This is a genomic window from Haloferax sp. Atlit-48N (genome assembly GCF_003383015.2).
Lineage (GTDB): Archaea > Halobacteriota > Halobacteria > Halobacteriales > Haloferacaceae > Haloferax > Haloferax volcanii.
In genome coordinates, this window is sequence record NZ_CP137689.1 from 439072 (window position 1) to 459381 (window position 20310).

Consider the following 20310-nt stretch of genomic DNA (forward strand, 5'->3'; position numbering starts at 1 on the left):
GCGGCGTGCGCCCGCTTAGGGTTGCGGCAGGTCGACTGCCTCGCCGTCGGCGTACACCGTCGGCTCGCGGATGATGCCGTCGAGGTGGAGCGGCGCGTCGGTGTCGCCGCCGATGCCGGCGTCGTCGCCGATGGCGATGTGGACCGTGCCGGCGGCCTTCTCGTCGAGCAGGACGGAGCCGACGAGGTCGGTGACGCCGACGTTGGTGCCGATGCCGATTTCGGCGAGGTTGTAGGCGTCCTTCCCGACTTCCTCGGCCGCGGCCTCGACCTGCTCGCGGATGTCGTCGTCGGAAATCTCGGTGACGTAGCCGTCTTCGACTTCGAAGCGGAGTTCCTGTCCCTCGTCGAGGCGGCCGTGGGGCATCATCGTCCCGTCGACGACGTAGGTGCCCGTCGCGGACGCGGGGCTGAGGAAGATTTCGCCCGCGGGGAGGTTCGAAAACGAGCCGGCGTCCGCGATTGCGCCGGTGTCTGCGAGCCACTCGCGGTCCCCGCGGACGAACGTGACGTCCGTGCCTTTCTCGGTCGTGACGCGGAGTTCGTCGGCGCCGCCGACGGCGTCGAGCATCGCCGCGCTGTGGTCGTAGATGGCGTCGTAGTCGGCGTCGAGGCCGGTGACGAACACCTCCTCGGTGATTCCGGGAAGGGTCGCGCCGCGAGCGCCGGCGTCGCAGGCGTCGCCGCGGGCGCGGGTGTGGCTCAGGCTCTTCGTCGTCGGCGCGAGGAAGGCGTCGCAGGCCTGCATCGCGGCGGCGACCGGCGCGGGCGGCTCCTCGCCGTGTTGGTTCCCCGGGGGGTAGCGGACGATGGTCGCGTCGTCGGTCACCTCGCCTGCGACCTCGTAGAGCGCCTCGCCGATGCGCTCGCGCTTGTCGTCGGTGACGACGACGAGCGACTCGTCGGGCTGGAGGTCGAGACACTGACGGACCGCCGTCTCGCTGGCGGCGCGGAGGTCGGCGTCGGCTTCGGTCATGTGGACACCTGCGCCACCGGCGCTGTTAGGCGTTCCCATCTGCCCCCTCGCGTTCGGTTTCCGCCCCGTCGCCCCGAATCGGGGGTTTCACTCGCCTCGGAGGTAATCGAGGGACTCACTCGCCCGAGAGTTAATTTCTAAGTATTAACCATCGAAATAACTATGGTTGGGCCCGGTCGTTTGTCTCCCATGATACGAGTGGGTGTCAACGGCTACGGCACAATCGGAAAGCGCGTCGCCGACGCGGTCCACGCGCAGCCCGACATGGAACTCATCGGCGTGGCCAAGACCCAGCCCAACTTCGAAGCGCACACCGCGGGCGAACGGGGCTACCCGATGTACGCCGCGATTCCGGAACGCTCGCCGCTGTTTTCCGAGGCCGGCGTCGACCTCGCCGGCGAGGTTGACGAACTGGTCGCCGAGGCCGACGTTATCGTCGACTGCACGCCGTCCGGCATCGGCGCGGAGAACCGCGAACTGTACGAGACGCACCACACGCCCGCCATCTTCCAAGGCGGCGAGGACGCCGACGTGGCCGACGTGAGCTTCAACGCGCGGGCCAACTTCGACGCCGCCCGCGACGCCGACTACGTCCGCGTCGTCTCCTGTAACACGACCGGCCTCTCGCGCATCATCGCGCCGCTCGAAGCCGAGTACGGCGTCGAGAAGGTTCGGGCGACGCTCGTCCGCCGCGGCGGCGACCCCGGCCAGAACTCCCGCGGGCCGATAAACGACATCCTGCCGAACCCAATCGAGATTCCGTCGCACCACGGCCCCGACGTGAAGACCATCTTCCCCGGCCTCGAAATCGACACGCTCGGGCTGAAGGTGCCGGCGACGCTGATGCACGTCCACGCGCTCAACGTCACGCTCGAAGACGACGTGACCGGCGCGCACGTCCGCCAACTGCTCGAAGGCGAGAACCGCGTCTACGTCATCCCCGAGGGGATGGGCATCGACGGCGCGGGCAAGCTCATGGACTTCGCGCTCGACGCGGGCCGCCCGCGCGGCGACATGTGGGAAAACTGCGTGTGGGGCGAGTCCATCGGCGTCAACGGCCGCGACCTCTATCTGTTCCAGGCCATCCACCAGCAGTCCGACGTGATTCCCGAGAACGTCGACGCCATCCGCGCGATGTTCGACCTCGAAGACCAACAGGACAGCATGGCGCTCACCGACCGGACGCTCGGCATCGGCATCTCCGGCGACCCTTCTGGGTTCTCTGAGCAGGCGCGCGCGGAGTTCGCCGACGACTAACGGCGAATCGTCTGTTCAGTTCGGTGCGGTGCGGTTCGGCTGCGGTCTTTCACCCATTCGGCTCTTTGAACCCCGTAGCAGATCCACATCTTGACTGTACGATTAGTAGCGTATGTGAGAACTGCAACTGACGACGTGCTCTGATACCAACCAGCGAAAGTACTATCTTTCAATCACTTCATCAATATATATGGTGGAAGTTACCTGCCCCTACTGCAACAAGAGTACAATTCCTGAATATGCGGATGTTGGTCATGGGGATGGACGTGTGTGGGCTTGCAATAAGTGTAATAAAGTCCTGGGAATGACTACAAAGTAGGCGAAAGATGGATGTCCCTCTGGATTCCGTAGTTCTATTCACTTCAGAAAAGCAGATCTATACAATGGACGGCTTTTAAATAACTAGGTCTCTCTTATGTATTCATGCCTGAATTAGCAGTACTCAATGATAATGGGTGGAAAATAACGACTTGCTGGGACTTTGAGGAGACCGAAAACAATCTGATTATTTTCGACTCAGATGGAGAGAAGAAGGGGTGGCTACAACAACGGAATGTGGGTAAAATTCTGCCCGTTGAGGAAACCCAAGACAACGAGTAATCTGGATCTGTTGAAGTGACAATTACTGTATACTAACTTTAGTGAAATAGCCGGCCAGTTTGTACGCGCTACCGAGCGGCTGTTTCACACGACGGCCTCGCTGAAGCAGAGGTTTGTAACAGCTATCCGCTCACTCCACCCGTCTCACAGCGACCGCGACGCCACGTTCCCCGTGTCGAGGTCCACGACCGCGACGTGGAACGCGTCGTCAGCGCCGGGAATCGGCAGGCCGCCGGGGTTGATGTGCGTCGTCTTCCCGCGGTGTTCGACCACCCGCTCGTGGGTGTGGCCGCGCAGGACGAGGTCGTACGTCCCCGAGTCGACGAGCGCGTCCACCAGTCCGGCTTCCGTGCCGTGGTACACCGCTATCTCTTGGCCGTCGAGCGTCAGGTGCGCGAAGTCGCCGTGGTAGGTGCCGAACGACTCGACCGCCTCGCGGAGCGCCCACTCGCCGTCGTTGTTGCCGCGGACGGCGTGGAAGTCGAAGTCCGCGTCGAACGGCGCGGCCGAGAAGGGCGCGACGATGTCGCCGCAGTGGACCACCACGTCAACGCCCTCGGATTCGAAGTGCGAGACCGCGGCTTCGACGTGGTCGAGGTTGTCGTGCGTGTCGGAGACGACGCCGAGTTTCATGCGCGTCGGTTCGGCGGCGTCGGCTATCAACGTTGGGTGACACTTTTATCCCGAGCGCCCGCTGTCGCCGGTATGTGCCATCTCGCCATCGACTCGGAGGCCGGGAAATGAGCGACGACCCAAACCGTCACGGCGACGACATTCCCGACGACGAGCCGACAGCCGCGACCGACTCGGACGGTCTCGTCCTCGAAACCGGCGACCACGGGACTGTCTTCACCGGCGCGGTGCTCGTCGGTGTGACGACGTACAGCGCGGCTCATACACTCGCAGTCCGCGCGGCCGGTTCGTTCCCGGACGGCGGGCTTCTCACTGCGGTTTTGACGCTCGGCGTCTTCGCAACTGGCGTGGGGTTACTCGTCGACGGGGCCGCCGGGCTCGTCGCAAAAAGGGACGCGGATCTCTGAGCGCGGCTTCAGTCCTGCTTCAGCGCCTCGACGCCGGCCAGCGGCGCGCCGGTCAGCGCGCGGATGTACGCGCCGCCGGCGATGGAGACGTGGCCGAAGTCGCCTTCGTCCATGCCGTACATCCCGATGGCGCGGGAGGTGTCGCCGCCGCCGACGACGGAGAAGCAGTCGGTCTCGGCGATGGCGCGGAGGACGCCGGTCGTACCGACCGCGAAGCGCTCGTCTTCGAACAGGCCGAGTGCGCCCTTCACGAAGACGGCCTCGGAGTCGCGGATGATGGGGTCGTACTCGTCGACCGTCATCGAGCCCACGTCGAGGTACGCGCGGTCCTTCTCCGTGATGTTGGCGACCGCGATTTCGCCGCGGTCGTCGGTCTCGTCCTCGTAGGCGAGGTCGACCGCGAGTTTAATCTGGTCGCCGCGCTCGTCGAGAAGCGACTCGATGGTCTCGCGGTTCGCTTCCCACTGGTCGTCGAAGAAGTCCATGCCGTCGAGGTCGAAGCCCACGTCGTTGCCGGCCGCGCGGAGGAACAGTTCGCCGGCGATGCCGCCGAGCAGGAACTGGTCGACCTTGTCGCCGAGGTTGTTCATCACGTCGATGACGTCGGTGGCTTTCGTCCCGCCGACGACCATCGTCACCTGCCCGTCGAACTCGCGGGTGGCGATGGAGGAGTTGGCCTCGTACTCGGTCTCCATCACGCGGCCCGCGTAGGCGGGTAACACGAGCGGGAAGCCGACGAGGGAGGCGTGCGAGCGATGGGCCGCCGAGTACGCGTCGTTGACGTAGGCGTCGACGTGCTCGGCGAGCGTCCGGACGAACTCGGTGTCGGCTTTGACCTCAGGGTCCTCTTCGGGGAGTTCCTCGTCGCACATCCGCGTGTTTTCGAGGAGGAGCACGTCGCCGGCTTCGAGCGCGTCGATGGCGGCGATGGCGTCGTCGCCGTAGGTGTCAGCGACGAAGCCCACATCGCGGTCGATGTGCGAGGCGAGGATGTCCGCGTGCTGTTCGAGCGAGACGAAGTCGTCGCCGCCGGGGCGGCCCTGATGGGCCATGAGGACGACGCGGTGGCCGGCCTCGGCGAGTTCGCGGACGGTCTCCGCGTGGCGGTCGAACCGTCGGTTGTCTTGGACCTCGCCGTCTTCGACCGGCGAATTGAGGTCGAGTCGGACGAGTACGCGCTGCTCCGGGTCGAGGTCGTCGAGGGTCTTGAACATCGGGTGGAAGAACGTGGAGGGAGTACTTAGTGGTGGGTAGCTCGCGCTGAAACCGCGGGCGATTCGCGGCGGCGTCTACTGGTGCGTGACGAAGTGGGCGACGTCGAGCATCCGGTTGGAGAAGCCGTACTCGTTGTCGTACCACGTCAGAATCTTGTAGAGGCCGCCGTCGTTGACCTGGTTGGTCGTGTTGAGGTCGACGGTGCTGGAGAACGGCAGGCCGAGGATGTCACGCGAGGTGACTTCGTCGTCCGTGTAGCCGAGGACGCCCGCGAGCGGGCCGGAGTCGGCCGCGGCGCGGAAGGCGTCGTTAATCTCCTCGACGGAGGGCTTGTCTTCGAGGCGGACGACGAGCTCGGTGAGCGAGCCGTTCGGCACGGGGACGCGAATCGCCATGCCGTCGAGCTTGCCGTCGAGCTGGGGCAGAATCTCGGTGGCCGCCTGCGCCGCGCCGGTCGTCGTCGGGACGATGTTCTCGGCGGCGGCGCGCCCGCGGCGCTGTTTCGCGTGGGGACTGTCGATGAGGTTCTGGCTGCCCGTGTAGGCGTGGACGGTCGTCAGGAGACCGTTTTCGATGCCGAACTCCTCGTCGAGCACCTTCGCGACCGGCGTGACGGAGTTGGTCGTACAGGAGGCGTTCGAGACGATGTCCTCGCCGTCGTACTCGTCGTGGTTGACGCCGTAGACGATCTGCTTGACCGGCTCGTCGCCCTTCGGCGGCGCGGAGATGACGACCTTCTCCGCGCCCGCTTCGAGGTGTGCGGAGGCGTCCTCCTTCGTGCGGAAGATGCCCGTACATTCGAGCGCCACGTCCACGTCGAGTTCGCCCCACGGAAGCTCCGCGGGGGACTGGACGTTGTAGAGGCTCACCGAGGTGCCGCCGATGGACAGCGAGTCGCCGTCTCGCTCGACGCCGTCGAGCCGGCCCATGACGGAGTCGTACTTCGCGAGATACGCCATGTCGTCGAAGTCCATGACGTCGTTGATGGCGACCAGTTCGACCTTCGGGTTGTCGAGGACGGCACGGAAGATGTTCCGGCCGATGCGGCCGAAGCCGTTGAGTGCCACCCGCACCACGTCCGATTCATCCACGTTCTCGCCCGCGCTGAGGTAGGATTTTTCACTCATGTTCGAGTAGTATCCGTATAGATATCTCGAGCGCAGGAGTATATCTGTTTCGGTAAATCAGACTGAATCGAACGTTACCTTTCATTCACAATCACAATCTAGACAGAAACGAACATAACCGGTCAGACACGGGCGGCGATTGACACGCCCGCACGGGGGCGAGTGGTCAGGTTGTAGACGGTCGCTCGCGGCCGAATCCTGGCGATTCGCTGGCAGGTGACTGTCACAGGCAGAAACGTTTTATCCTCCGATTTCATAGCGCCCCTCATGGTCAGAGACGACCGCGACGACCCGTTCGACAACATCTTCGACGAAATCGAACGGATGATGAACGACATGACCGGAGGCGACGCCGGATTCGCCTCCGAGACCCACATCGACGTGTACGATGAGGGCTCTACACTCCGACTCGTCGCGGACCTCCCGGGCGTCGACAAAGACGCCATCGACCTCAAGTGCGACGGTGAGACGTTGACTATCAGCGCCGCCGGTGACCGCCGCGAGTACGACGAACGCATCCGCCTCCCGGCCCGCGTCGACGAACACTCCGCGTCGGCCACGTTCAACAACGGCGTCCTGCAGGTCACGTTCGACCGCGCCGAGGACTCCGCCGCCATCGACGTCGAGTAACGACTCGGCTTCGCTACGGCCCGCTCAGGACTTCTTTGCGACCCGCTCTATGAGCGCCGCCAGTCGGTCGAAAAAGTCGGCGTCGTACTTCGCGTCGTCGTCGATGGTCGGCCGGGCGTTCGTCTCCGAGACGACGACCCGCCCGTCGGATTCGAGCAGGTCGACTCCGAGATAGCGGATGCCCAGTTCGTCGGCGACCGACTCGACGAGCTCGCGGTGGCGCTTCGGGAGGGTCACCCCGACCGCCTCCGCGCCGCGGTGGACGTTGTGCTTCCAGCGCCCGCCCTCGCGCGCGCCGTCGGACAGGCGGCGCTCCACCGCGCCGACGACCTCGCCGTCGAGCACCATCGCTCGGTAGTCTCGCGCCTCCGGGAGCCACTCCTGAATCAGAAACGACTTGTCGCCGGTCGCTCGGAAGTCGTGGACGAGCCCCAGCACGTCCGCGTGGCCCGAGAGCGAGTCCGGGTCGTGGGCCTTGGCGATGCCGACGCCCCGCGTCGTCGAGTTCGGCTTGACCACGACCGGGTAGTCGAGGCCCGCCGATTCGACGGCGTCGAGCAGGTCCGACTCGTCCGCCGGGTTCGAGACGCAGACGCTCCGCGGGACCGGCAGGCCGGCGCGTTCGAGCGCCGCGATGACGCCCGCCTTGTTCCGCGAGGTGAGCACGTCCTCGCGCGTGTTCACCCACGGAACGTCGTGTCTGGCGGTGACGACGCCGCCTTCCATCGGCCGCGTGGGGTAGACGAAGCCAACGTCGAACGACTCGGCCGGCGGCGTCGAGAGGTCGAGCGCGAACTCCTTGGCGCGGAGGTGTCCCACGTCGATGCCGCGGTTTCCGAGCGGGCCGCGCATTCGCTCGAACGTCTCGCTGGAGGTGGTGACCGCCAACCGAAGCATACGCTACGAGGCGGGGTCCCGGGGGAAAAATGGTGGGTTCGAGGCGAGGCGCGTTCCGAGCACGCGCCGACGCGCCGACGCGAACTTACGCGACGAGCAGCTCTTCGCCGCGGTCGACGACGATGCGGCACGGCGGCGACATCTTGTTGTACGCGCGGCGGAAGGCGTCCTTCGCCGTTTCGGCGTCCTCGACGTCGCAGTAGATGGTGAACACCGTCTCCCCCTTGGGGATGCGAGCGGCGGTCCCGACGACCTTCCCGAACGACTGGCGCATCCCGTCGGAGACGCGGTCCGCACCCGCGCCGGTCGCCTGCTTGTTCTCGCGGATGACGTGGTGCGGGAACTTACGCAGAATCATCTTGTACTGCTTTTCGCCCGCGTGCTTGAGCATGAGGCGGTTGGCAGACAGACGCGCGGATTCGAGCGACCCGTGGCGAATCTGCACTTCCTCTTCGACCTTCAGGCTGATCTGGACGGGGTAGTCCTCGGGGTCGGCCTGCAGGTCGCCCATGTTGTGCTGTGCGATCTTCGAACCGGGGATACCCGTGATGTACTCGCGTCGGGTGTACGCCGGGTTCGTAATCTCCCGGTACATAGAGGCGGGTTTGTCTGACATGGTTACTTGTGAAACCGAAGGGTCAGGCGGGCTAAAAACGCTTCGAAGCTTCATTCGCCCGCCGCGGTCGTGTCAGCCCCTCGCACGCCGGTTCGTCGCAGGGACCGACCGTCCCGGCCGGGAGACAGTCTTATGCGCCGCCGCCGCCACGGTTCTGTCCATGCTGCTCGTCTGCGACTGTATGCCTGCGGACGGCCCCGCGTACTTCACCGACGCGCTCGCCGACCTCGCGCTCGACGGCCGCGAGGGGGCCGTTCACTCGATTCCCGCCGACGGCCTCCCGACGCTCTCGAACGTCGACGCCGTCGTCCTCACCGGGAGCACCGCGGGCGTTTACGAGACCGACGAGCGACCGTGGCTCGACGACGCGCGCCTGCTCGCCCGCGACCTCGTCGCCCGCGAACTGCCCACGCTCGGCGTCTGTTTCGGCCACCAACTCGTCAACGACGCCCTCGGCGGCACGGTCGAAGCCGGCGACCAGCGCCGCGGTATCACCGACGTGAACCTCGACGACGACCCGCTGTTCGACGGCGTCTCCGGACGTATCCCGATGGTTCACGGCGACTACGTCGTCGCCCCCGGCGACCGCATGGAGACCGTCGCCGCCGCGGACTACTACGACCACCTCGCCACCCGCCACGAGGACGCGCCCGTCTGGACGGTCCAGTACCACCCCGAGTTCACAGCCGGCCTCCTCGACCGTATCGACGACGACTTCGGTTGGCCCGACGACGACGCCGACCGCGACTTCGACGACGTGACGGCCGACCGAACCCTCGAGAACTTCGTCGCCGCCGCCGGTCTGGACTGATTAGGCGTCCGCGTCGGCGTCGGTTTTCTCGTCCTCGTCTTCTCCTTCGTCCCCGCTTTCACTCTCGTCCTCCTCGACCGGCGGTTCGCCCGTCTCGGGGTCGAGCGCGACGAACTCCAGCCCCTCGCGGTCGAGCATGTCGGCGGCTCGCTCCGTCACCGACGGCGCGACGAGAACGCCCCGAATCGGCTCGTCGTCACCGAACTCGCGGTGGAGCGCGTCGACGTACCGGCGAAGCTGACTCGCCGCCGAGGGACCGACGCGCCGCCGTTTCAACTCCACGACGACCGGAACGCCCGCTGCGTCCTCGCCGAAGATGTCGATAGCGCCCGCGTCGCTCTGTCGCTCGGTTTCGAGCGGCTCGAACCCCGGTTCGAGGACATCGGGGTCCGAGAGGATGTGCTGACGTAGGTCCTCCTCGCTGCCGACGAGTTCGAGGTCGCTCCGGTCGTTGACGGCGTAGGCCGAACACTGCTCGACGCGCTCGAACTGTACGTCGAGGCGCTCGTCGGGGCTCGTGCGCGTGCTTCTGACCCGAAGCCGGCCGTCGCGGACGCTCGCGGAGTGGGTACAGCCCGGCGGCTGCCAGTTGACGGGCGTCCGCTTTTCGTCGGTGTGGACCAGAATCGAGCCGTCCGGCTTCAGGACGACGAGCCGGTCGCCGGGGCCGAGTTCGCTCGTCGCGCGGCCGTCGTAATCGACCGTACACCGCCCGAATATCGTCACCATGTCGCCGCGCTCGAAGGCGGCTTCGAGGTGGACGAGGGCGTCGCGGTGCGTCGGCCGGTGGAGTGTGTTCACCGTCATCCGGGTGTCGTCCCGCGGTTCGTCGTCGCCGGGGATAAGCCCCGCGTCGCCGCGTCGGGGGACGCTGGTGAGACGGGTCAGTTCGCTGGCAGGCTTATGGTCTCCCCGTGTGTATCTCTCCCATGGCCCCTGACTTCGCCCAACACAACCGCATCGAGATGCCGGCCGAGGAGATAGACCGCCTGCTCCGCGAGGAGGGCGTCGGCGTCCTCTCGCTCGCGGACGACGGCGTCGCCTACGGGATTCCCCTCTCGTTCGGCTACGACGCCGACCGGGGGCGGCTCTACTTCGTCTTCCTCCGCCCCGGCGAGTCCTCGAAGAAGGCCGAGTTCGCGGAGCGGACCGCCCGCGCGAGCTTCACCGTCTGGAACGCCCCGTCGCGGGACCAGTGGGAGAGCGTCGTCGTCGACGGCGAACTCCACCAGGTCGACGACGGCGACTGGGACCGCGTCCGCGACGCGCTCGAAGACAACGCGTGGTATCCGACCCTGTTCTCGGAGACGGAGCCGATGCAGGACATCCTCGGCTGGGAGCTTCGCATCGACTCCCGGTCGGGGCTTCAGCGCCGGCGCGCGTGAGCGCCGAGTTCGAACCCCGCGGTGCCCCGCAGACTGGCCCGACTCGAAGCCTTCGACGGGTCGAGTACTTAAACCTCCCCGGATAGCGCGGGCGGAGATACCTCCCGCTGTCGGTCGTCTATCGAAGTATGAACACGTCATCTGTCTCCGCCGTCGAACAGTCGTTGACCCGAAACTCGCGCCGCAGCCACGTCCTCTCTGACCCGTCGAGTGCCCTCTCGGCGCTCAGCGACGGCGACAGCCGGCGAATCCTCGCCGCCTGCGACGAGGCTCCGAGAACCGCACAGGAGTGCGCCGAACTCTGTGACGTGCCGCTGTCGACGGTCTACCGGAAGCTCGACCTGCTGACCGAGGCGTCGCTCCTCGACGAGCGACTGCGGGTCCAGACGGCGACGCACCACCCGCGGGAGTTCGCGACCAACTTCGACACGCTCTCGTTTTCGTTCGACGACGCCGGCGTGTCGCTCGCGTTCCGGCAGGTCGCCACCGACGGCGGCGAAGACGGCGCGGAGGGCCGGTCGCGATGACCGCGACGCGCGCCGCCGCGCGGCGGACGGAGCGAACCGAGACGGCGCTCGCCTCGCCGGAGGTGGACTGATGAGCGCGACGACGACGACGGACGACTACGAGTTCACGTGTTCGCAGTGCGGCGAGGGCTTCGCCGTCAACGGCGGGATGCGCGCCGCGGTCCTCGAACGCGGCTGTCCCATCTGCGGAAGCCCCGTCTCGGCTGACGCCTTCGACCCATGTCCCGCGTGAGTCTCGCTTTTCGGTCGCGCCCGCGACCGAACCGGCGCTCGGTCGGGGCGCTCGCCTCGCCGCGTCCCCGGCACTCGAAAAACAGTAGGCTACATATACGTGTGCCACGCGTACTACGAACCACATGAGTGACAGCGCGGACTACACATTCGTCTGCCCTGAGTGTGCGGAGTCCATGCTGGTCAACGACTCCATGCGCGACGCTCTCCTCGAAAACGGCTGTGTCGTCTGCAGCGCCGCGCTCACGACCGACGCCTTCTCGGCTACCTGAGCGCGCGCCCGCGACCGAGTCGCGACCGGGTCCGCCGATATCACCCGACTCGACTCTCTCGGGCGTGCCGAGAAGTAACAGTAATTACGTCGGCCGCGAGTCTGGTGGTACGAACCGATGTCTCTGGACCAACAGACCGAACTCTCGCCCGACGAGATACGCGAGGTCCTGTCCCGTCACGAGACGGGCGTCCTCTCGCTCGCGAAGGCGGACGAACCATACGCGATTCCCATCTCCTACGGCTACGACGGCGAGAGCGGTCGGTTCTATCTCCGACTCGTCTCCACACCCGAAAGCGAAAAACGGCAGTTCCTCACGTCGTCGCCGCGGGCTCGACTCGTCGTCCACGAGTCGAACGACGGGAGCTATCGGAGCATCATCGCCGAGGGGACGCTCGAACGCGTCGACCCCGACGAGCTGACCGTCGAACGAATCGTCCAGTACGGCAAGGCAAAGCGTCCGCTGTTCGAAATCTGGGGCGAGACGAAGCGCGACCTCGACATCCAACTGTTCGAACTCGACCCCGAGACGCTGGGCGGGCGCGCCGTCGAACTGGACGCCCCGGAGTCCGACCAGTAATGCCCGCGGTCGTCGCCTCCGAGGCGGCCCCCGTCGCGACGGTCGTCGCTGCGGCGGGCAGCGCGTCCCGCGACGAACCTCGACCCGCCCGCTCGTAACCTCATGCCCGCCGGTATCCGCGCCACGGTCGAGTTCGACTCGCCGTCGGTCTGCCCCGTCGCCTCGGTCGCCCACTCGACGGACTCCGTCGTCGATTCCGTCTCGACCAGCGTCGTCTCCACCCCCGGCGAAGTGAGCGTCTCCGAGTTCGTCCTTGAGGCCGACGACCCGCCGGACGCGTCCGCGCTCGAACCCATCTTCTCCTACGGTTCGAAGCACCTCTACCGCTACACTCACGACGGGAGCGCCGACTGTCCCTGCGAGTGCCTCGGGGAGTTCGGCTGTCCGGTCGACCGCTACTTCGCCCAGCGCGGCAGCCTGACGCTCGTCTTCCACGCCGCCGACTACGAGCAGTTACAGGCCGTCATCGGTGAGCTTCGCGACCGCTTCCCCGGCCTCGACATCAAGCGCCTCGTGCGCTCGCCCACCGGCGACGCCCCCGGCGACAGCGTCTTCGTCGACCGCGGGAAGCTCACCGCCCGCCAACTCGAAGTCCTCCAGACCGCCTACGACATGGGCTACTTCGAGCGCCCGCGCGGGGCCAACGCGACCGAGGTCGCCGCCGAACTCGACATCAACCAATCGACGTTCTCGGAACATCTCGCCGCCGCCCTGACGAAACTGCTCGGCGACGTGCTCGAAGAAGGATAGCGACCCGCCGCCGTCGCCGCCGGCCCCCTCGCCACCCGAGTCCGACGGGAGTATATAAACGTCCCACGCTATCGGGGTTGTCAGTTGGTCCCCGTTCGCCGGTTCTACAACAGTATGAGTCAGGCTTCGCTCCCGTTCGATTTCCGCTCTGCAACGGCCGCCTCCGAACCCCGCGTCGTCGACGACCACGACGAGGTCGACGCGCTGTTTTCGCTTCTCGAAGACGACGACTGCCGACGCATCCTCGACGCAACCGACGGTATCGCCCGCTCTGCGAGCGAACTCTCCGAGGCGTGCGACCTCCCGCTTTCGACCACCTACCGAAAGCTCGACCCGCTCGTGGACGCCGGCCTCCTCTCGAAGCGCCTGCGCATCTCGCGGTCCGGAACTCACACGGCCGAATACGAACGCACCGTCGACGACGTGACCGTCTCCGTCACCCCCTCGGGCGTCGAGGTCCGCGTCTCGCACCGCGACGTGGCGCAGTCGGCGTCGGTGACCGCCTGAGCGTCGCCCCGTCTGAGCGCCGCGCTCGCGCGGCTCCCGTCCCGTACTCGCCATCGACAGCGCCGAACGACGCGGTTCGCTGTGCCTACTTAAGATTCTCCTCGTCGTATCGTCGTCGTGTACTCCAACCGCATTCCCGTCTTACTTATCGCAGTCCTCGTGCTTCTCGCCGGGTGCGCCGGCGGCGCGGATGTCGCCCCGGCCGCCGACGCCGACGACACCGATACTCCCACCGACGGCGGTGGCAGCGCGGACACCGACGCGTCGAGCGACGGCGACGACTTCGAACTGAGCGACCCCGAGCGCCTGCTCCGCGACGCCGGGAGTTTCACCGTCAGTTGGTCGTACACCGGCGTCGACGCGGACGGCGTCGAAACCGCGGTCACCCGCGAGTTCGCCGCCGACCTCGACGCCGAACGGTCGTACAGTCGCACGACCTCGACGACCGACGGGCAGTCCGACGCGGGCGGCGTCGAGCAGTACGTCGCCGACGGCGTGACGTACGTCCGCGTCGGCGGCGACGACGAGGCCACGTACACCTCGTACGAGGGGTCGACGGAGGTTCTCGCCACCGCCATCGCGCTCTCGCAGGCCCGCGCGTACGGCGCTGACGACGACCTGACGTTCGCCGGCACCGAGACGCTCGACGGCGCGTCCGTCGAACGCTACGAACTGTCGGCCGCGAACGAGGCGCTGATTCTCGCCGGGTCGGCCGCGGCGCAGGGCGAGCCCGGAACTCTGGAGGTCACGAGCTTCGAGTACGTCGTCCTCGTCGACGAAGACGGCCTCTCGCGCCACGAATCGTGGTCGTTCTCGGGGCGGATGGACGACGGGTCCGAGGTGAGCGGGTCGTGGGAGTACTCGCTCACGGGCGTCGGCTCGACGACCGTCGAGGAACCCGCGTGGCTCGACGAAGCGCGGGCGTAGGGGGCCGGTTTGGGGTCCGAGTCTCGGTCTTCAATGAGGCCTCCCGGATTTGAACCTCACTCGCAAATCAGAGATTTGCTCGCTGGTTCAGAATCCGGTCGGGTCGAATTTTCACTGCTCACGACTCGGTCGCTTCGCTCCCTCGGTAGTTCGCAGGAAAATGCCGCCTCCCGGATTTGAACCGAAAGAAGGCTCACTCCGTTCGACTTCTTGGGTTCAAATCGGTCCGGCGTCGTTTCTTCGATTCTTCGCGTCGCTCAGAATCTCAGAATATGCCGCCTCCCGGATTTGAACCGGGGACAGCTCGATCTTCAGTCGAGTGCTCTCCCAGTCTGAGCTAAGGCGGCGCGATTCGACAGACGCGCAGGAGCGAAAAAACCATTTCGAATTGCGGCGCTACGACCCGCCGTACTCCGACTCTTCCCACCCCGTCACGTCGCTCGGGATGAGTTCGCCGTTGACGTGCCACTCGCGCGGGCGGAACGAGATGCCGAGCAGCGTCGCGTAGAACCCGGCGACGAACGCGACGATGATGTTTCCGGGGACGCCGCCGATGCCGGCGCTCCCGACGAGGGTCGTTCCGTCCGTGTACGTCGTCAACTGGATGACCCACGCGGCGAGCATCACGAGGAACAGCGGCAGGTACACCCGACGGAGCCGGTGGGCCAGCGCCTCCTCGAAGGGGATTTTCATGTTCGGCGTGCGGTAGTCCTCGCCGAGTTTCTCCCGCCAGTTCTCGTCGAGGACGCCGCCGTCCGGGTCGAGCGCGTACGCCCAGACGTTCTGCTGAATCAGCCGAACCCGAGAGCGCCAGATGTCGTACGCGCGGAAGCGACGCGCCTCGATACTGAGGAAGATGCTCAGCGTCACCACTCCGAGCAGGATGAGGTAGTGCGGATGCGTTTGTGCGGAAAACGACCACGTCAGAATCCCGGCCATCAGCGTAATCGCCCAGTTGCTGGTCCGGTCCAGCCGCTCCCGCCACGACTTCATCCGGTGTATCTCTCCCCGATAGAGGTGCGCAAACGACGACCCCGGCCCCATCGTCTCGTCGAAGACGCCCGCGCCGATGTGGGTGTCGTCCATTCCCGCGGGAGGTTCCAGCTCCCCGTCGTCAGACATTGTTGTTCGTTTGATGCACAACTGCCGGAGGATAAGAGCCTTCTGGGTTACGGGCCGAGGAAGGTGTCTCCTGCGCTCCGGCCGGCCTCGCACCGGACGGTCCCGTAGCTCAGGGGTGTGAAAAAACGCTCAGAAATCGATTCGTCTGGTACTGAATTCGGAAACCGAATTACAGGCGCGTGACGTTCGTCGCGCGCGGGCCCTTGGGGGCCTGTTCGATGTCGAACTCCACTTCCTGACCCTCTTCGAGGTCCGGACCGCCAACATCTTCCATGTGGAAGAACACGTCGTCGTCCGCGTCGTCAGTAGAGATGAAACCGTAACCGCCAGTGTCGTTGAAGAAGTCGACCTTACCTTTCGCCATTGCGACTGTACAACGACCCTGCGGACGGATAACCTTTCCGCATATGTGGGTATCGCTCGCCCAGTCGACGACTCGCCACCGAGCGCCGCCGCTCGCGGTCGTGAAAAACGGAGGAAAGTTCGTCAGTCTGTGAATGTACTGCGGTGAACGGAAGCCTGCTTAGAGGCGGGTGACGTTCGTCGCGCGGGGGCCCTTGGGGGCCTGCTCGATGTCGAATTCGATTTCCTGACCCTCTTCGAGGTCCGGACCGCCAACATCTTCCATGTGGAAGAACACGTCGTCGTCCGCGTCGTCAGTAGAGATGAAACCGTAGCCGCCAGTGTCGTTGAAGAAGTCGACCTTACCTTTCGCCATTGCCTTTGAAACCAACGACCTCACGCTCATAAGTCTTCTGAAGCACGCCTCGGCTTCCCGTAGTGCGATATAGACGACTCTCCGTGGTTGAACCGCCCAGATTCCGCGTCGTTCGTATTGCGTCGTTGAGAATTCGGTCGTCGTTTTTCCGAGGTGACTCTCGGCCCCGACGTTCTATGTCGCTCCCCGCCTCCCGGATTTGAACCTCACTCGCTCGCTCACTTCGTTCGCGTCGCTCGCTGGTTCAGAATCCGGTCGGGTCGCATTTTCACTGCTCACGACTCGGTCGCTACGCTCCCTCGGTAGTTCGCAGGAAAATGCCGCCTCCCGGATTTGAACCGAAAGAAGACTCACTCCGTTCGACTTCTTGGGTTCAAATCGGTCCGGCGTCGTTTCTTCGATTCTTCGCGTCGCTCAGAATCTCAGAATATGCCGCCTCCCGGATTTGAACCGGGGACAGCTCGATCTTCAGTCGAGTGCTCTCCCAGTCTGAGCTAAGGCGGCTCGCACTCTTCCGAAGCCGGACCGCATCAAAAAGACTTTCGAATCGCCCGTCGGCGCTGGGTCAGCGGTGCCGACCGCCCGTCGCGCTCGCCCGCGCCCGCTCCGCCCGCGAACGAATCCCTTTGAGCATCTTCCGTTCCATGGCGAACTGGACCGGCTCGACGACTAACCGATTCACCGCGCGCTCGCGGAGCGTCTCCGACCGCCCGCGGAATCTGACGACCAACCGCGTCGCACCGGGAGCCACCTCGTGCAGCGCGAAGCTCCACGTCGCCCGGCTCTCGCCGGTCTCCCAACCCGGCGCGCTCAACACGAGGCAGCGCTCGGTGTCCACGAAGGCGACCCGGAACGACGGCGCGCCCGACCCCGGCGGGCCGAGCCGTATCTCGTCGCCCACGTCGAGTCGCTGGTGTTGCGGGAGGATTCGGTCCGCGTTATGAATCTGCAAGCCGAACAGGTTCTCCAGTCGCTCGTAGCTGTAAAAGCCGCCGCGGCCCTGTCCCAACTGGACGAGCCACGGCCAGACCGCTCGCGCGGGGGCCATAATCGTAATCGCCCGCGTCGAAGAAACGTCCGCGTCGCCGGCGAAGTCGTCGCCGGGGAGCCAGCCCGTCGCCTCGTCGTCGGTCGTCCCCCAGCGTCTGTGCCACGGCCGAACCGCGAGGAGGTACGTCCCGACGACGCCGATTCCCGCGAGACCGAGTGCCCGGATGAGTCGTCTCGTGCCCATTGCCTTCACCGTTCGTGCCCCCTTGGAGAGGGGGTGAGATAACCCTACCCCCGAGCGTCCGCGACCCGAACGGCCGCGACCCAGACGACCCCGCCGAGGACCGCGCCAGCGAGGTTCGCCCCCGCGTCAGCGACGCCGAACGACCGGTACGGGAGCACCGCCTGCACGACCTCGATACCCGCTCCGAACGCGCCGGCGGCGAGGGCGGCCGCCGCGACCTCGTCGCGCCCCCTCGCGCGCACCGCGGACGCGAAGGCGAAGCCGAGACCGGCGTACCCGGCCGCGTGGACCCATTTGTCGAGGCCGACGACTCCGAGCGGTCCCATCGGTGCGAGGCTCCCCGGCGGCGTCGGCGCGACCGACGCCGCGAAAACGCCGAGCGCGTACCCGAGGGCGACGGCCGCCCGCCGCGGGTTCTCGCGGAGTCGCGTGATTGGGTTCACTACCCGGTGGTGGGTCCGTCTCGGGCTAAAGGGTTCGTGTCTTCGTGGCTTCGAACGCGACCACACGGAACTAAATAGCAGGTGGAAGACACGTTTCGACTACCGTGTCACTACTCCCCCGCTGGTTCACGTCGAAGAACTTCGCAGTACAGCTCGTCATCCTCGCGTTGGTGCTCGACCCGGTCGGGTTCGTCGGCGGCTACCTCCTCGGTCCGTCGCTGGGCGTCGACCCGCTCGTCGGCGGCGCGTTCGGTCTCGTCGCCGCCAGCGTCCCGATGTCGCTGCTCGTGATGCAACGGAGCGTGTGAGTCGGCGGTTTGGTTGCTCGGGCGGATTCGAACCTCGGTCGCTCACTCCGTTCGCTCCCTGATTCGAATCGCCCTCACGGAACAGATTTGTGACTCACCGTCCGGTTCGTCACAAAATCTGATGGGCTCGGGCGGATTCGAACCACCGACCTCAGCCTTGTAAAGGCCGCGTCATAACCAACTAGACCACGAGCCCTGCACCTCAATCGAACCGGTTCGCGCTCATAACGGTTTTCGTTTCGCCTGACCCCCGGAACCCTTAGACGCGCGGCGAACGTCACGTCCGGCAATGACATCTCGTACGCGAATTGCCCTGCTGGTCGCCGTCGTCGTCGCGGTTGCGAGCGTCGCGTACCTCACCAACCCGGCGGTCGTCCCCGGCTCGACCGACGGCTACGAACGGACCACGCTCACCGTCGTCGACGACGAGACCGACGAGACCCTGGCGACCGTGGACGCCCGCGTCGCCGACACCCGCGCCAAGCGCTTTACCGGCCTGAGCGACACCGAATCGCTCGCCGAAAACGAGGGGATGTGGTTCGTCCACGACTCCTCGGGCACCTACGCCTACGTGATGCGCGACATGGACTTCCCGCTGGACATCGTCTTCGTCGCCGAAAACGGCACTATCACGCGCATCCACCACGCCGAACTCGACCCCGAGGGGACGAGCGAGTCCGACCTCACCCGCTACCGCGGAACCGGGAAGTACGTCCTCGAACTCCCCTACGGCTACACGAACGAGACCGGCATCGAAGCGGGCGACCGAGTCGAAGTCGAGTAGAAGCGAAACGCCCGAAGGGCCGGCGACCGTTGACCCGACCATGACAGCACACGTCGCGGCGCTCTCCGAACTCGAAGGCTGGCGCGCCGAGGAGTTCGCCGCGCGGGTCCACTACCGCGGGGCTGACGACGCTTACAGCATCGAGTACTACGAACCGTCCGACTGCGTCCTCTACTGGAAGGTGAAAGGCGACGGCGAGGTCGCGGTCCCCGTCGGCCGCGACACGGTTCCCGACCCGCTGCGCGAGCGCGTCCGACAGGACCTCGTCGAGGCCGGCGTCGACCCCGAGGTCGAAGACCGAGTCGTCTGAGCGCCAAGCGCGACGACGCGTCCGACTCGCCTACCAGTCGGCGTTGCAGTACGTCACGAATACTGATACGTAGTTGGTATGCATCTCACAATATCTGTATTTGTGCCGACGTGTTGTAGTTGAACGGGTGTCATGTCGACTCGACTCACGAGGAGAAGAGCGCTTCGGGGGCTGGGCCTCGCCGCGCTGCCGGCGCTCGCGCCGGGCGTGTTGCAACCTCGGACCGACGAGGAGTTGCTTTCGGGATGTGCGAGCATCACCGAGTCGGGGCGGTACTCCCTCGACGAAAACCTCGACTGTCTGGAGATTCTCGCCGACGACGTCCGTGTCGACGGCCGGGGCTACGCCGTGAACGGTGAGACGACGATTTCGGGCAGTCGCGTCTCGATAACCAACATCGTGCTGACGAAGGGCGGGCGAATCACCGATTCGAGCCGGGTGACGATTGCCGACTCGCAGGTCGTTGGCTATCCGGACGATTGGAGACCACAGTTCGTCCTCGCGGATTCCTCGCGCTGTGCGGTGACGAACACGAGTTTCTTCACGCCGAGCGTCAGGGGCGTGATTCTCGACCGAGTTGAGCGAACCCGATTCGAGTCGTGTACGCTCGTCAGTCCGGTCGTGCTCACGCTCACGGATTCGCACCGAAACGAGTTCGTCGACTCCGAGTTTAGAACCGATACCATCCAGGTCTCGCTGTACGGGAGCACGCAAAACAGCTTCCAACGGAATCTCGTCGACGGAGAAGGTCCCGGCTTCCAACTCCGCGACAGCCACCGAAACCGCTTCGTCGAGAACGAGGTCGATATCATCATCGCCGGGTTCGAACTCGTTGGAAGCGACCGTAACGCGATTCACAGGAACGTCGTGACGACCGGCCTCTTGGCTCACGGCGTCACACTGGAGGACTCCCACCGCAACCGACTCACCCAGAACGACCTCTGCGGCGTCAGCCAACAGCCGGTCGTCGAATCCGGCGGTTCGAGCAGGAACACGGTTCGGAACGCCTCCTGTTGAGCTACCGGCGGCTCGCTCCCTCACCCGA

At 65.6% G+C, this 20310-nt stretch carries 29 protein-coding genes and 3 tRNA genes; 17 read left to right on the forward strand and 15 right to left on the reverse strand.

Features of this window, described 5'->3' with window-relative positions:
• Positions 1-15: 15 nt before the first annotated feature.
• Entirely contained in the window at positions 16-975 is a 960-nt protein-coding gene (locus DEQ67_RS02445; protein WP_115860466.1) for an aminopeptidase, read from the reverse strand.
• Between the two features lie 189 nt (positions 976-1164).
• On the opposite strand from DEQ67_RS02445, the gene DEQ67_RS02450 reads away from it, so the two are divergent.
• Both DEQ67_RS02450 and DEQ67_RS02455 read left to right on the forward strand, forming a co-directional pair.
• On the forward strand, positions 1165-2232 hold the full coding sequence (locus tag DEQ67_RS02450; RefSeq protein WP_115802147.1) for a type II glyceraldehyde-3-phosphate dehydrogenase: 1068 nt from the start codon (positions 1165-1167) through the stop codon (positions 2230-2232).
• A gap of 423 nt (positions 2233-2655) precedes the next feature.
• On the forward strand, positions 2656-2832 hold the full coding sequence (locus tag DEQ67_RS02455) for a hypothetical protein (RefSeq protein ID WP_158543164.1): 177 nt from the start codon (positions 2656-2658) through the stop codon (positions 2830-2832).
• Positions 2833-2976: 144 nt separating this feature from the next.
• Here the strand turns inward: DEQ67_RS02455 and DEQ67_RS02460 are convergent, their stop codons facing one another.
• Complete coding sequence (locus tag DEQ67_RS02460) at positions 2977-3465, reverse strand: metallophosphoesterase (protein ID WP_115860464.1); 489 nt, start codon at positions 3463-3465, stop codon at positions 2977-2979.
• A gap of 107 nt (positions 3466-3572) precedes the next feature.
• Here DEQ67_RS02460 and DEQ67_RS02465 point away from each other — a divergent pair, with 107 nt between their 5' ends.
• Positions 3573-3872, forward strand: a complete 300-nt coding sequence (locus tag DEQ67_RS02465) for a hypothetical protein (protein WP_004044442.1) — start codon at positions 3573-3575, stop codon at positions 3870-3872.
• A gap of 8 nt (positions 3873-3880) precedes the next feature.
• On the opposite strand, the gene DEQ67_RS02470 is transcribed toward DEQ67_RS02465, so the two are convergent.
• Together DEQ67_RS02470 and gap are read right to left on the reverse strand one after the other, a co-directional pair.
• A complete protein-coding gene (locus tag DEQ67_RS02470) occupies positions 3881-5086 on the reverse strand; it encodes a phosphoglycerate kinase (RefSeq protein WP_115802149.1) in 1206 nt (401 codons plus the stop codon).
• Positions 5087-5161: 75 nt separating this feature from the next.
• Positions 5162-6214, reverse strand: a complete 1053-nt coding sequence (gene gap / locus DEQ67_RS02475) for a type I glyceraldehyde-3-phosphate dehydrogenase (protein ID WP_115802150.1) — start codon at positions 6212-6214, stop codon at positions 5162-5164.
• A 267-nt stretch (positions 6215-6481) separates the two neighbouring features.
• Between gap and DEQ67_RS02480 the strand changes: the two genes are divergently transcribed.
• The gene (locus tag DEQ67_RS02480) at positions 6482-6844 is read left to right on the forward strand and encodes an Hsp20/alpha crystallin family protein (RefSeq protein WP_004970480.1); all 363 of its coding nucleotides are present in this window, start codon (positions 6482-6484) and stop codon (positions 6842-6844) included.
• 24 nt (positions 6845-6868) lie between these two features.
• Here the strand turns inward: DEQ67_RS02480 and DEQ67_RS02485 are convergent, their stop codons facing one another.
• Together DEQ67_RS02485 and DEQ67_RS02490 are read right to left on the reverse strand one after the other, a co-directional pair.
• The gene (locus DEQ67_RS02485; protein WP_115891385.1) at positions 6869-7741 is read right to left on the reverse strand and encodes an ATP-grasp domain-containing protein; all 873 of its coding nucleotides are present in this window, start codon (positions 7739-7741) and stop codon (positions 6869-6871) included.
• Between the two features lie 85 nt (positions 7742-7826).
• Positions 7827-8357, reverse strand: coding sequence for a 50S ribosomal protein L16 (locus DEQ67_RS02490; protein WP_004044437.1), 531 nt, complete (start codon positions 8355-8357; stop codon positions 7827-7829).
• Between the two features lie 160 nt (positions 8358-8517).
• Between DEQ67_RS02490 and DEQ67_RS02495 the strand changes: the two genes are divergently transcribed.
• Positions 8518-9168 carry a type 1 glutamine amidotransferase gene (locus DEQ67_RS02495; RefSeq protein ID WP_115891384.1) on the forward strand — a complete coding sequence of 217 codons (651 nt, stop codon included), beginning with the start codon at positions 8518-8520 and terminating at the stop codon, positions 9166-9168.
• Here DEQ67_RS02495 and nucS read toward each other — a convergent pair whose 3' ends face one another.
• The gene (gene nucS, locus DEQ67_RS02500) at positions 9169-9975 is read right to left on the reverse strand and encodes an endonuclease NucS (protein ID WP_004065265.1); all 807 of its coding nucleotides are present in this window, start codon (positions 9973-9975) and stop codon (positions 9169-9171) included.
• Positions 9976-10097: 122 nt separating this feature from the next.
• Here nucS and DEQ67_RS02505 point away from each other — a divergent pair, with 122 nt between their 5' ends.
• The 8 genes from DEQ67_RS02505 to DEQ67_RS02540 all read left to right on the forward strand — a co-directional run bounded on the left by DEQ67_RS02505 (position 10098) and on the right by DEQ67_RS02540 (position 14346).
• Complete coding sequence (locus DEQ67_RS02505; RefSeq protein WP_004044434.1) at positions 10098-10553, forward strand: pyridoxamine 5'-phosphate oxidase family protein; 456 nt, start codon at positions 10098-10100, stop codon at positions 10551-10553.
• Positions 10554-10681: 128 nt separating this feature from the next.
• A complete protein-coding gene (locus tag DEQ67_RS02510; RefSeq protein ID WP_004065264.1) occupies positions 10682-11080 on the forward strand; it encodes a winged helix-turn-helix domain-containing protein in 399 nt (132 codons plus the stop codon).
• Positions 11081-11150: 70 nt separating this feature from the next.
• Positions 11151-11312, forward strand: coding sequence for a DUF7560 family zinc ribbon protein (locus DEQ67_RS02515; RefSeq protein WP_004065263.1), 162 nt, complete (start codon positions 11151-11153; stop codon positions 11310-11312).
• A gap of 124 nt (positions 11313-11436) precedes the next feature.
• Positions 11437-11583, forward strand: coding sequence for a DUF7560 family zinc ribbon protein (locus DEQ67_RS02520; protein ID WP_188148070.1), 147 nt, complete (start codon positions 11437-11439; stop codon positions 11581-11583).
• 117 nt (positions 11584-11700) lie between these two features.
• Entirely contained in the window at positions 11701-12162 is a 462-nt protein-coding gene (locus tag DEQ67_RS02525; RefSeq protein ID WP_004044430.1) for a pyridoxamine 5'-phosphate oxidase family protein, read from the forward strand.
• A 102-nt stretch (positions 12163-12264) separates the two neighbouring features.
• Complete coding sequence (locus DEQ67_RS02530; protein ID WP_115802155.1) at positions 12265-12912, forward strand: helix-turn-helix domain-containing protein; 648 nt, start codon at positions 12265-12267, stop codon at positions 12910-12912.
• Positions 12913-13026: 114 nt separating this feature from the next.
• The gene (locus DEQ67_RS02535; protein ID WP_004044428.1) at positions 13027-13419 is read left to right on the forward strand and encodes a winged helix-turn-helix domain-containing protein; all 393 of its coding nucleotides are present in this window, start codon (positions 13027-13029) and stop codon (positions 13417-13419) included.
• 117 nt (positions 13420-13536) lie between these two features.
• Positions 13537-14346 carry a DUF7537 family lipoprotein gene (locus DEQ67_RS02540; protein ID WP_006600706.1) on the forward strand — a complete coding sequence of 270 codons (810 nt, stop codon included), beginning with the start codon at positions 13537-13539 and terminating at the stop codon, positions 14344-14346.
• Positions 14347-14619: 273 nt separating this feature from the next.
• Here the strand turns inward: DEQ67_RS02540 and DEQ67_RS02545 are convergent.
• The 7 genes from DEQ67_RS02545 to DEQ67_RS02575 form a co-directional block, all read right to left on the reverse strand.
• Positions 14620-14693 (reverse strand) — tRNA-Phe (locus DEQ67_RS02545).
• Positions 14694-14742: 49 nt separating this feature from the next.
• Positions 14743-15468: a DUF2270 domain-containing protein gene (locus DEQ67_RS02550; protein ID WP_008606036.1), complete on the reverse strand. Its 726-nt coding sequence runs from the start codon at positions 15466-15468 to the stop codon at positions 14743-14745.
• 169 nt (positions 15469-15637) lie between these two features.
• On the reverse strand, positions 15638-15832 hold the full coding sequence (locus DEQ67_RS02555; protein ID WP_004057909.1) for a cold-shock protein: 195 nt from the start codon (positions 15830-15832) through the stop codon (positions 15638-15640).
• Positions 15833-15991: 159 nt separating this feature from the next.
• Positions 15992-16186, reverse strand: a complete 195-nt coding sequence (locus DEQ67_RS02560) for a cold-shock protein (protein WP_004057907.1) — start codon at positions 16184-16186, stop codon at positions 15992-15994.
• A 430-nt stretch (positions 16187-16616) separates the two neighbouring features.
• A tRNA-Phe gene (locus DEQ67_RS02565) sits at positions 16617-16690 on the reverse strand.
• 61 nt (positions 16691-16751) lie between these two features.
• The gene (locus DEQ67_RS02570; protein WP_004065258.1) at positions 16752-17420 is read right to left on the reverse strand and encodes a hypothetical protein; all 669 of its coding nucleotides are present in this window, start codon (positions 17418-17420) and stop codon (positions 16752-16754) included.
• 44 nt (positions 17421-17464) lie between these two features.
• Positions 17465-17863: a VanZ family protein gene (locus DEQ67_RS02575; RefSeq protein WP_115802158.1), complete on the reverse strand. Its 399-nt coding sequence runs from the start codon at positions 17861-17863 to the stop codon at positions 17465-17467.
• A 104-nt stretch (positions 17864-17967) separates the two neighbouring features.
• Between DEQ67_RS02575 and DEQ67_RS02580 the strand changes: the two genes are divergently transcribed.
• Positions 17968-18171: a hypothetical protein gene (locus DEQ67_RS02580; RefSeq protein WP_004044421.1), complete on the forward strand. Its 204-nt coding sequence runs from the start codon at positions 17968-17970 to the stop codon at positions 18169-18171.
• 122 nt (positions 18172-18293) lie between these two features.
• Here DEQ67_RS02580 and DEQ67_RS02585 read toward each other — a convergent pair.
• Positions 18294-18367: transfer RNA gene (locus DEQ67_RS02585), tRNA-Val, on the reverse strand.
• A gap of 93 nt (positions 18368-18460) precedes the next feature.
• On the opposite strand from DEQ67_RS02585, the gene DEQ67_RS02590 reads away from it, so the two are divergent.
• The 3 genes from DEQ67_RS02590 (at position 18461) to DEQ67_RS02600 (ending at position 20282) form a co-directional block, all read left to right on the forward strand.
• Positions 18461-18955: a DUF192 domain-containing protein gene (locus tag DEQ67_RS02590; RefSeq protein WP_115891383.1), complete on the forward strand. Its 495-nt coding sequence runs from the start codon at positions 18461-18463 to the stop codon at positions 18953-18955.
• 40 nt (positions 18956-18995) lie between these two features.
• On the forward strand, positions 18996-19265 hold the full coding sequence (locus DEQ67_RS02595; RefSeq protein WP_004044418.1) for a DUF7538 family protein: 270 nt from the start codon (positions 18996-18998) through the stop codon (positions 19263-19265).
• Between the two features lie 132 nt (positions 19266-19397).
• A complete protein-coding gene (locus DEQ67_RS02600) occupies positions 19398-20282 on the forward strand; it encodes a NosD domain-containing protein (RefSeq protein ID WP_115802160.1) in 885 nt (294 codons plus the stop codon).
• Positions 20283-20310: the final 28 nt, after the last annotated feature.